The sequence below is a fragment of the Streptomyces racemochromogenes genome (assembly GCF_044129415.1).
Lineage (GTDB): Bacteria > Actinomycetota > Actinomycetes > Streptomycetales > Streptomycetaceae > Streptomyces > Streptomyces racemochromogenes_A.
In genome coordinates this window covers 1-9811 of the sequence record NZ_JBBDHD010000183.1, presented here as the reverse complement: position 1 = coordinate 9811, position 9811 = coordinate 1, and the positions used below count along the sequence as shown (strand labels likewise).

Here is a 9811-nt window from a genome sequence, read left to right as displayed (position 1 = left end):
GACGGCCGTGAGCAGCTGCGCGCACTCGGCTTCAACGTCTGACCCGCGCGGTCCCGGGGGGGGGGGGGGGGGCCCCGCCCGCCGGGGGGGGCGGGGCCCCCGGCGGGGGGGGGGCCCCCGGGGGGGGCCGGGGGGGCGGGGGCGCCCCCCCCCCCTCTCCGTGGGCCCTACTCCGCGTCTTCCGCCGTGAGGCCCAAGCCCGGGAGGAGGTTCGGGATGAGCGGCGGGATGGTGATGTCCGGCTGGGGCAGGCCCGGCGCCGCCGGCGTGGGGGTGGACTGGCCGCCCTGTGCCGGGGGGTGGAGCAGGTCGCCCGTGCCGCCGAGGAGGCCGCTTCCGGGAGCCGGGGCGTGGCTGCCGGAGGAGCTGGGTGCGGCGGGCGCGGCGGGCTGCGAGGGCGCGCCGGATGCCGGGGCGGGCTGCTGGTGGTTGCCCGGGGCCGGTGCGCCCGGCGTGGAGGAGCCGGGGCCCTGTCCGCCGCGGTTCTGCTCCGGGGGCTTCGGCAGGAGGCCCTGGAGCGGCTCCACGTCATCGTCTATGGCCTGGAAGACCGAGGTCACCTGGTCGCCGACGTCGTGGAGCTGCGGGGGCAGGTTGGAGCGGAGCCGGCCCCACGCGTCGCGGTGGGAGCGGGAGAACGAGGACAGCGTCTGGATCGGGCCGAGCGAGCCGTCCCGTTCGTAGGCCGCCTGGAGCAGGCGGTGGCCTTCGGCCGCGTCGTGCTTCATGCCCGCCAGGGCGCGCCGGATGTCGGCCAGGACCTCGTGGTCCAGGGGGCCGGAGCGGCCGCGTTCCATCAGCCTGCGCGCTTCCGACAGGCGGTGGGAGGCCTGGTCGAGGTAGAGCTCGCCCCGGTCCGCGTCCTCGTCGGCCATGCCCAGCTTGAGGTCCTCCATGCCCAGCTTGACCGGGTAGAGGGAGTCACCGGGCAGGGCGTCGGTGCTGGCAGCGGCCACTCCGCTGAAGGCCCCGGCGGCCACACCCACGGTGAGGCCGCCCGCTGCGATGCCCTTGGACCAGCGGGAGCGGGGCCGCAATTTCCGGAGCGAGGTCGCCCGGTGGGCGCCGCGGCCGGTCCGCTGCTCGGGCACCTGAGGGTCCGCGGCGGCACCGCCCCCGGCCCTCTCCTCCATCACCATGGCCTCCATGGCGGCGACGAGCTGTGCTCGTTGCACCACTTTGACCTCGGGGTCCAGCACCGGGCGCGGCATTCTTTCGCCGAGCACGTTCGCCAGGGCCAACAGCCGGTCGTGGTCGGCAGATTCGGCAGGTGCCTCGGACTGCTCGGCCGCCGGTTCCGGTTCCGAAAGGTCGGAAGGGGTCCGATCCTCCAGGGCCTGGGCGAAGGCGTTCGCCCGCCGGTGCGGGGTCACGTTCGCGATCACTGGCGGCACCTCCTCTCGTCATGACGATCGACTCCCCCAGGTGTCCGGAAGGTTGCCTTCCTTGAGCACATCCACACTTTCGAGTGAGCGGCTTCGGGCAGGGCGTGTCCACAGGGAGCCTGCATTCCGCACAACGAGCGGCGCGGCACTTGGGTTACGGACGAAGGATGATCGGACCACAGCGTCATCGAGGGGTCACCGGGTGTGAGGTCGTCGTGTGGGTTCGCGGGCCGTCGGGCGCGGCGTCAGCGGGCGTCGTCCGGGAGCAGGCGGGCCAGGGTGCGGACCGCGCGGTACTGGAGCGTTTTGATCGCGCCCTCGTTCTTCCCCATGACCCGGGCGGTCTCGGCGACCGAGAGGCCCTGGAGGAAGCGCAGGGTCACGCACTCCTGCTGCTGCGGGTTGAGCTTGCGGACGGCTTCGAGCAGGGCCGCGTTGGACAGGGACTCCAGGACGGAGTCCTCGGGGCTGCGCTCCACCTCGTTGGCGTCGAGCATCTCGCCGGTGGTGACCTCCAGGCGGAAGCGGCTGGACTTGAAGTGGTCCGCCACCAGGTTCCGCGCGATGGTCACCAGCCAGGCGCCGAAGTCGCGCCCCTGCCAGGTGAAGGTGGAGATGCGGCGCAGCGCGCGCAGGAAGGTCTCACTGGTGAGGTCCTCCGCGGTCGCCTTGCCGCCGACGCGGTAGTAGATGTAGCGGTACACCGTGTCGCTGTACTGGTCGTAGAGGCGGCCGAAGGCCTCGGCCTCGCCCGCCTGGGCGCGTTCGACCAGGTCCATCATGCGGGCCTGGTCGCTGTCCGCGGTGGGGCGGCGGGCGGTCGGCGCGCTGGTGCCGGCGCCGGCGGCGGACCCCGCGCTGGTGCGACCGCGTCTGCCCACCGTCGCTCCGCCGTCGGTCAGGGCGTAGCAGGGACCGGCCGGGCCGGAGCCGGCAGGGACCGCGGCGGCGAGGGCGGGGACGGCGTACGCGGTGGGGACGAAGCCGCGCAGGTGGTCGAGGACCGTTGCGCGCAGCGTAGCCAGGCCCGAGGCGTCAACCCCGACAGGTGGGTACACGGGACTCCCAGAGGCAGAGCTTCCATCACGTGCAGTGCGGGACCGTTCACCCGTCGTGGCGACAGGCGGGCGGCGGCATGCGTTTGAGGAGAATAACGCTTCGTACAGGCAGCGCTACACCCAGTTGCTGAAATCACCGGTTCCGACACTTCTGTTGCGTGTCCAGGGCATATTCGGTGCGGGTTGGTGATCGCTTATTGATCACATGGGTGCGCGGAATGGACGCTTCCAGGGTGTCCGGCGACCGAGTCGGGCAGGCCGGAGTGCCGCGCCGACGGCGCGGGTAGAGGGGAGCGAATGGCCGCCGGGCCGCCCGCGGGAGGGGCGGGGCCCGGCGTTCCTACTTGCGGCGGCGGTGCAGGGCGATCGCGGCGGCCGCGCCGCCCGCGAGGGCGCCGACTCCGGCGGCGGCCGGGACGCCGACCTTCACGGCCTTGCGGCCGGTCCGATAGTCGCGCAGCCGCCAGTCGTGTGCACGGGCATGCTTGCGCAGTTTTGTGTCGGGATTGATCGCGTACGGATGCCCGACGAGTGACAGCATCGGGATGTCGTTGTGCGAATCGCTGTACGCGGCGCACCGCGCGAGGTCCAGGTCCTCGGCGGCGGCCAGCGCGCGCACCGCCTCCGCCTTGGCGGGGCCGTGGAGCGGTTCGCCGACCAGTCGGCCGGTGTAGACGCCGTCGACGGACTCGGCGACGGTGCCCAGGGCGCCGGTCAGGCCGAGGCGGCGGGCGATGATCGTGGCGGTCTCGACGGGGGCGGCGGTGACCAGCCAGACCTTCTGGCCGGCGTCGAGGTGGGCCTGTGCGAGGGCGCGGGTGCCCGGCCAGATCCGCTCCGCCATGTACTCGTCGTAGATCTCCTCGCCGATCGACATCAGTTCGGAGACCTTGTGGCCCTTGACGATGGACAGGGCGCTGTCGCGGGCGTCCTGCATGTGGTCGGGGTCCTCGACGCCCGCGAGCCGGAACCAGGCCTGCTGCCAGGCGAAGCGGGCCAGTTCGCGGCGGCGGAAGAACTCGCGCTTGTAGAGGCCGCGGCCGAAGTGGAAGATCGCGGCGCCCTGCATGACGGTGTTGTCGAGGTCGAAGAAGGCGGCGGCGAGGTCGTCGCCGGGGACCGGGAACGCGGGCTCGGCCGCGGTCTCGGCGCCGGTGCCCGTCGTGTGCGCCCCGTCCGCGCCGGGCGCGGTGGTGGTGTGGGTTCCGGTTCCGTTTGCGGTCCCGTGGGCCTCCTGCGCCGCCTCGTCGGCGTGCGGTGGGGCGTCGGACCGCGCGGTCTTGCGGGCGGCCTCGGCCGAGGCCTCGCCTGCCAGCACGCTCCGCGCTGTCGCGGAGCGTCTACGGGGGGTGAGCCATCCCAGAGCGGCCATGACGCGAGCATAGCCACTGTGTTCGGGAGTTCCCGAACCGCCGGGAAACAGGGCGGTTAACTCTTCGGGCGCGGGCCCCGCGGCGCGGGACAATGGCGGCATGAGCCCTTTGCTGCGACGTAAGGAAAAGAAGCGTCCCGAAGAGCGGATGGTGACGCTCATCGGGAAGCCCGGGTGCCATCTGTGCGACGACGCCCAGGAAGTGATCGAGAAGGTGTGCGCCGAGACGGGTGCGCAGTGGGAGAAGAAGGACATCTCGCAGGACGAGGAGCTCTACCGCCGGCACTGGGAGCAGATTCCGGTCGTGCTGGTGGACGGCGAGCAGCACACCTTCTGGAGGGTGAATCCCGAGCGCCTGCGGAAGGCGTTGGGAGCCTGACCCTCCGGGCCGTTACCATCATGGGCGATTTATGGGGTCTCGGGGGCGTATCGATGAGGAGTGTGTACCGCTTTGCCCCCCTCGGGATTTGAACGGGTTCGGCCCGTTCGTGGCTCAGGCCCCGCGCGCCCGGCCCGCGTGACCCCGGTCACTTTGCTCGGACAAAGCGGACACAATCTTTGTGCACGCGTTCACAAAGACATAGCCTGCTTTCGACGGGGCGGTCCTGGGACACGAGGCCGCCTACAGCCCCGCTCATCCCGCAGGAGCATCGTGGCAACTGGCCGAACTCACCGACCGGCGACCCGCAGCCGAGGTATTCCCGAGGCCACTGTCGCCCGGCTTCCGCTGTACCTGCGCGCCCTCACCGCGCTCTCCGAGCGCTCGGTCCCCACGGTGTCGTCGGAGGAGCTCGCGGCCGCCGCCGGAGTCAACTCCGCGAAGCTGCGCAAGGACTTCTCCTACCTCGGCTCCTACGGCACCCGCGGCGTGGGCTACGACGTCGAGTACCTCGTCTACCAGATCTCCCGCGAACTCGGGCTGACCCAGGACTGGCCCGTCGTCATCGTCGGCATCGGCAACCTCGGCGCCGCCCTGGCCAACTACGGCGGCTTCGCGTCGCGCGGCTTCCGCGTGGCCGCGCTGATCGACGCCGATCCGGCCATGGCCGGCAAGCCGGTGGCGGGCATCCCCGTGCAGCACACCGACGACCTGGAGAAGATCATCGAGGAGAACGGCGTCTCCATCGGGGTCATCGCGACCCCGGCGGGCGCCGCGCAGCAGGTCAGCGAGCGGCTGATCGCCGCCGGTGTGACCTCCATCCTGAACTTCGCGCCCACCGTGCTCCAGGTCCCGGACGGGGTGGACGTGCGCAAGGTCGACCTGTCGATCGAGCTGCAGATCCTCGCGTTCCACGAGCAGCGCAAGGCAGGCGAGGAGACGAGCGCTCCCGCCGAGGGCACGGGCGCGGCCGGTGCCGGTGGCACCGGGGCCGCTCCGGCCGCCGCCGTCGAGCCGCCGGCCGGGCGGGCCGCGGCCGCCGCGCGCAAGGGCGGGCCCGAGGGCGACGTCCCGGCGGTGATGCCGGCATGAGTCTGCTCGTCGTTGGCCTGAGCCACCGCAGCGCGCCCGTGAGCGTGCTGGAGCGGGCCTCGCTGTCCGCCGACGCCAAGGTCAAGCTGCTGCACGACACCCTGGCCGCCGAGCCGGCGGCCGAGGCGACCGTGCTGGCCACCTGCAACCGGATCGAGCTGTACGCCGACGTGGACAAGTTCCACGCCGGTGTCGCCGAGCTGTCCACGCTGCTGGCCCAGCACAGCGGGGTCGCCCTGGAGGAGCTCACCCCCTACCTGTACGTCCACTACGAGGACCGGGCGGTGCACCACCTGTTCTCGGTGGCGTGCGGGCTGGACTCGATGGTCGTCGGCGAGGGGCAGATCCTCGGGCAGATCAAGGACGCGCTGGCGCTGGGGCAGGAGCTCCACACCGCCGGGCGGCTGATCAACGACCTGTTCCAGCAGGCGCTGCGGGTCGGCAAGCGGGCGCACTCGGAGACCGGCATCGACCGGGCCGGGCAGTCGCTGGTGACCTTCGGGCTGGAGCAGCTGGCCGTGCGCGAGCCGGTCGCGGACTGGGCCGCGGGCAAGCGGGCGCTGGTGATCGGCGCCGGGTCGATGTCCTCGCTGGCCGCCGCCACGCTGGCGCGGGTGGGGGTCGCGGAGATCGCCGTGGCCAACCGGACCGCGGAGCGGGCGGAGCGTCTCGCTGAGATCCTGGTTGCCTCGGGCACCGGTGTGGCGGCGCGGGCCGTGCCGATGTCCGCCGTGGCCGATGAGCTCGGACGGGCCGACGTCGTCGTGTCCTGTACGGGGGCCACGGGGCTGGTGCTGACCGGGGACGACGTGGCCGCTGCGGTGGCGGGTGGCCCTGCGGGGCATTCCCCCACCCCGCCCCTTCCCGAAACCGGGGCCGTGCACCGGACCCCCTGGGGGCCCCGCCCCCAGGACCCCGCGCCTCAATCTCCCCCAGCCACCGCTGGGAGGGGCCCCCGGGCGGGGCTGGATTTCGCCGATGCCGATGTTCTGGCGCGGCTCGTCATCGCCGCCGAAGGCGGGCAGCGGCGGCTGGCCGATGCCGGGGCCGCCCGGACCATCACGCCCTCGGCGCCGGCCGCCGACGGCTGTCCCGTGGACGTGCCCGTCGGGGACGGGCGCTCGGCGCTCACCGGGGTGGACGCGAGCTCGCTCGAACTGCACGGGGCCTGGGCCGACCAGGGGGAGGCCGCCGCGCAGCGGCAGCAGCCCCGCCGGGTGGCGCGGAGCCAGGGGGACGGGGCCGTCCCCGTCCGGCTCGCGCTGCTCGACCTGGCCATGCCGCGGGACATCGACGCCGCCGTGCACCGGATCCCGGGCGTGCGGCTCGTCGACATCGAGAGCCTGGCCGAGGCCTCCGCGGACGCGCCCATGGCCGCCGACGTCGACGCCGTGAAGGGGATCGTGGCCGAAGAGGTCGCGGCCTTCGGGGCGGCGCAGCGGGCCGCGCACATCACCCCCACCGTCGTCGCCCTGCGGGCGATGGCCGCCGAGGTCGTCGCCATGGAGGTGGCACGCCTCGACGGACGGGTACCGGACCTCGACGAACGGCAGCGCGCGGAGGTCACCCAGACCGTGCGCCGCGTCGTCGACAAGCTCCTGCACGCGCCGACCGTGCGCGTGAAGCAGCTCGCGAGCGAGCCCGGCGGTGCCGGGTACGCCGAGGCGCTGCGTGAACTCTTCGACCTCGACCCTCAGACGGTGGCATCCGTCAGCCGGGCGGACGCGGCCGATCCGAAGAACGACGACCCAGGACGGGCATCATGAACTCACGTCCCGACCAGCCCCTCAGGCTTGGCACGCGGCGCAGCAAGCTGGCCATGTCCCAGTCCGGGCACGTCGCCGAGGCGGTCCGGGCGGTCACCGGCCGGCCCGTGGAGCTCGTGGAGATCACGACGTACGGCGACGTGTCCCGTGAGCACCTCGCGCAGATCGGCGGCACCGGCGTGTTCGTCACCGCCCTGCGCGACGCGCTGGTGCGCGGCGAGGTCGACTTCGCCGTGCACTCGCTGAAGGACCTGCCGACCACGCAGCCCGACGAGCTGGTCATCGCGGCCATGCCGAAGCGGGAGGACCCGCGCGACGCCCTCGTGGCGCGCGACGGGCTGACCTTCGAGCAGCTGCCGGACGGGGCCCGGGTCGGCACCGGCTCGCCGCGCCGGATGGCGCAGCTGAACGCGTACGCCAAGGGGCTCGGGAAGCGCATCGAGTGCGTGGCCATCCGCGGGAACGTCGACACCCGGATCCAGTTCGTGCGCGACGGGGAGCTCGACGCGGTCGTGCTCGCCGCCGCCGGCCTCAACCGCATCGGGCGCGGTGACGAGGCGACCGACCTGCTGTCGGTCGACAACGTGCTGCCCGCGCCCGGCCAGGGAGCCCTGGCCGTGGAGTGCCTGGCGTCCGACACGGAGCTGATCACCGCGCTCGGCCGGCTCGACGACCCGTACACCCGGGCCGCCGTGACCGCGGAGCGTGCTCTGCTCGCGGCCCTGGAGGCCGGCTGCAGCGCGCCCGTGGGCGCCCTCGCCGACGGCCAGATTGTCAATGAAATGCGCCTGCGTGGTGTCGTGGGAACCCTCGACGGTTCCACGCTGGTGCAGCTGTCCACCACCGGTCCCGTGCCCCAGTCGTACGACGAGGCCATGGCGCTCGGCCGCGAACTCGCGGACGAGATGCTGGCCAAGGGCGCGGCCGGTCTGATGGGGGAGCGATCCCTTTGAACCCCTCAAGCCCCACCCCCTCCGCTTTCCCGGCCGTCGCGGTCCAGGGGCTGGTCACCTTCCTGGGTGCCGGCCCCGGCGACCCGGGTCTGCTGACGCTGCGCGCCGTGGAGGCGCTCGCCGCGGCGGACGTGCTGGTCGCCGAGCCCGAGGTGCTCGACGTCGTACGGACCCACGCGCGCGCGGGGGTCGACACGCCGCAGCTGACGGTCGCTGACGAGAAGTCAGCAGCCGCCGGGGTCCCGGTGATCCGCGACGCCGCCAATCTTGTCATGGAGGCCGCGCGCTCCGGCAGGCGGGTCGTGCGTGCCGTCACCGGCGACCCGGGGCTCGACGGGAACGCCGCCGCCGAGATGCTGGCCTGCGCCAACGAGGGGATCCCCTTCGAGGTGGTGCCCGGTGTCGCGACCGCCGTCGGCGTGCCCGCGTACGCGGGTGTGCCGCTGCGCGGCGACAAGGGAGCGGACGTGCGCTTCGTGGACGCCCGGCACGCCTCGCCGCGCTGCTGGGCCGAGGTGGGCGCCGGCGAGGGCAGCGTCGTGGTCGTCTCCGCCACCCTGGAGACGGTGGCCGCAGCGGCTGCCGAGCTGGTGTCGGCCGGCCGCAAGCCGGAGACCCCGCTGACGGTGACCGTCGGCGGTACGACGACCCGGCAGCGGACCTGGACGGCGACCCTGGGCACCATCGCCCAGGTGTTCAAGCAGGGCAAGGTGCTCCCCTCCCCCGAGGGCTCCCGTCCGGTGATAGCCGTGGTCGGTGAGCAGGGCGCCGCCGCGCGCCGCGAGGAGCTGGCCTGGTTCGAGTCGAAGCCGCTGTTCGGCTGGCGGGTGCTCGTGCCGCGCACCAAGGAACAGGCCGCTTCGCTCTCCGACCAGCTGCGTTCGTACGGCGCGGTGCCGCACGAGGTGCCGACCATCGCCGTGGAGCCGCCGCGCACCCCGCAGCAGATGGAGCGGGCGGTCAAGGGCCTGGTGACGGGCCGCTACGAGTGGATCGCCTTCACGTCGGTGAACGCCGTCAAGGCGGTGCGGGAGAAGTTCGAGGAGTACGGGCTCGACGCCCGTGCCTTCGCCGGGATCAAGGTCGCCGCGGTCGGCGAGCAGACCGCCGCCGCGCTGGTCGAGTTCGGTGTGAAGCCGGACCTGGTGCCCAGCGGCGAGCAGTCGGCCGCCGGTCTGCTGGAGGACTGGCCGCCGTACGACCCGGTCTTCGACCCGATCGACCGCGTCTTCCTGCCGCGCGCCGACATCGCCACCGAGACCCTGGTCGCCGGGCTGATAGAGCTGGGCTGGGAGGTCGACGACGTCACCGCGTACCGGACCGTGCGCGCCTCGCCGCCGCCGGCGGACACCCGTGAGGCGATCAAGGGCGGCGGCTTCGACGCCGTTCTCTTCACGTCGTCCTCGACCGTCCGCAACCTGGTCGGCATCGCGGGCAAGCCGCACAACGTGACCGTCATCGCCTGTATCGGGCCGGCGACGGCCAAGACGGCGGAGGAGCACGGCCTGCGCGTGGACGTGCTGTCGCCGGAGCCGAGCGTGAGCAAGCTGGCGGAGGCGCTGGCCGCGTACGGGGAGGCCCGGCGCGAGGCCGCCAAGGAGGCCGGCGAGGCCGTGGCCCGGCCGAGCGAGCGCCGTCCGGGCGCGCGGCGCCGTCGTACGACGTGAGCCGGTTAGGGGCCCCGGGGGCCTTAGCGGGTGGAGGGGGGGGGGGGGGGCGCGGCGCGCCCGCCCCCCCCCCGCCCGCGGCGGGCGGGGGGGGGGGGGGGGGGGGGGCGGGGGGGGGGGGGGGGGGGGGGGGGGGGGG

8 protein-coding genes are annotated in these 9811 nt (G+C 73.6%); 5 read left to right on the top strand and 3 right to left on the bottom strand.

Going from position 1 to position 9811, the window contains the following annotated elements; translation table 11 throughout:
* Positions 1-167: 167 nt before the first annotated feature.
* From WDV06_RS34285 to WDV06_RS34275, 3 genes are all read right to left on the bottom strand, one after another.
* Positions 168-1385, bottom strand: coding sequence for a DUF5667 domain-containing protein (locus WDV06_RS34285; RefSeq protein WP_395513732.1), 1218 nt, complete (start codon positions 1383-1385; stop codon positions 168-170).
* 245 nt (positions 1386-1630) lie between these two features.
* Positions 1631-2443: an ECF subfamily RNA polymerase sigma factor, BldN family gene (locus WDV06_RS34280; RefSeq protein ID WP_395513731.1), complete on the bottom strand. Its 813-nt coding sequence runs from the start codon at positions 2441-2443 to the stop codon at positions 1631-1633.
* Between the two features lie 340 nt (positions 2444-2783).
* On the bottom strand, positions 2784-3815 hold the full coding sequence (locus WDV06_RS34275) for an HAD family hydrolase (protein ID WP_395513730.1): 1032 nt from the start codon (positions 3813-3815) through the stop codon (positions 2784-2786).
* Positions 3816-3915: 100 nt separating this feature from the next.
* Between WDV06_RS34275 and WDV06_RS34270 the strand changes: the two genes are divergently transcribed.
* From WDV06_RS34270 to WDV06_RS34250, 5 genes are all read left to right on the top strand, one after another.
* Complete coding sequence (locus WDV06_RS34270; RefSeq protein ID WP_395513729.1) at positions 3916-4194, top strand: glutaredoxin family protein; 279 nt, start codon at positions 3916-3918, stop codon at positions 4192-4194.
* Positions 4195-4467: 273 nt separating this feature from the next.
* Entirely contained in the window at positions 4468-5286 is an 819-nt protein-coding gene (locus tag WDV06_RS34265; RefSeq protein ID WP_395513728.1) for a redox-sensing transcriptional repressor Rex, read from the top strand.
* Positions 5283-7052, top strand: coding sequence for a glutamyl-tRNA reductase (locus WDV06_RS34260; protein WP_395513727.1), 1770 nt, complete (start codon positions 5283-5285; stop codon positions 7050-7052). Before WDV06_RS34265 ends, WDV06_RS34260 begins: the two co-directional genes overlap by 4 nt.
* Positions 7049-8005 carry a hydroxymethylbilane synthase gene (gene hemC / locus WDV06_RS34255; RefSeq protein ID WP_395513726.1) on the top strand — a complete coding sequence of 319 codons (957 nt, stop codon included), beginning with the start codon at positions 7049-7051 and terminating at the stop codon, positions 8003-8005. The genes WDV06_RS34260 and hemC overlap by 4 nt, the downstream gene beginning before the upstream one ends.
* The gene (locus WDV06_RS34250; RefSeq protein ID WP_395513725.1) at positions 8002-9672 is read left to right on the top strand and encodes a bifunctional uroporphyrinogen-III C-methyltransferase/uroporphyrinogen-III synthase; all 1671 of its coding nucleotides are present in this window, start codon (positions 8002-8004) and stop codon (positions 9670-9672) included. The genes hemC and WDV06_RS34250 overlap by 4 nt, the downstream gene beginning before the upstream one ends.
* The last annotated feature ends 139 nt before the right edge of the window (positions 9673-9811 follow it).

Bases quoted from the DNA above. Each gene is read 5' to 3' on its own strand.
- WDV06_RS34270 (WP_395513729.1), top strand. From the start codon at position 3,916: ATGAGCCCTTTGCTGCGACGTAAGGAAAAGAAGCGTCCCGAAGAGCGG.
- WDV06_RS34260 (WP_395513727.1), top strand. From the start codon at position 5,283: ATGAGTCTGCTCGTCGTTGGCCTGAGCCACCGCAGCGCGCCCGTGAGC.
- WDV06_RS34275 (WP_395513730.1), bottom strand. From the start codon at position 3,815: ATGGCCGCTCTGGGATGGCTCACCCCCCGTAGACGCTCCGCGACAGCG.
- hemC (WP_395513726.1), top strand. From the start codon at position 7,049: ATGAACTCACGTCCCGACCAGCCCCTCAGGCTTGGCACGCGGCGCAGC.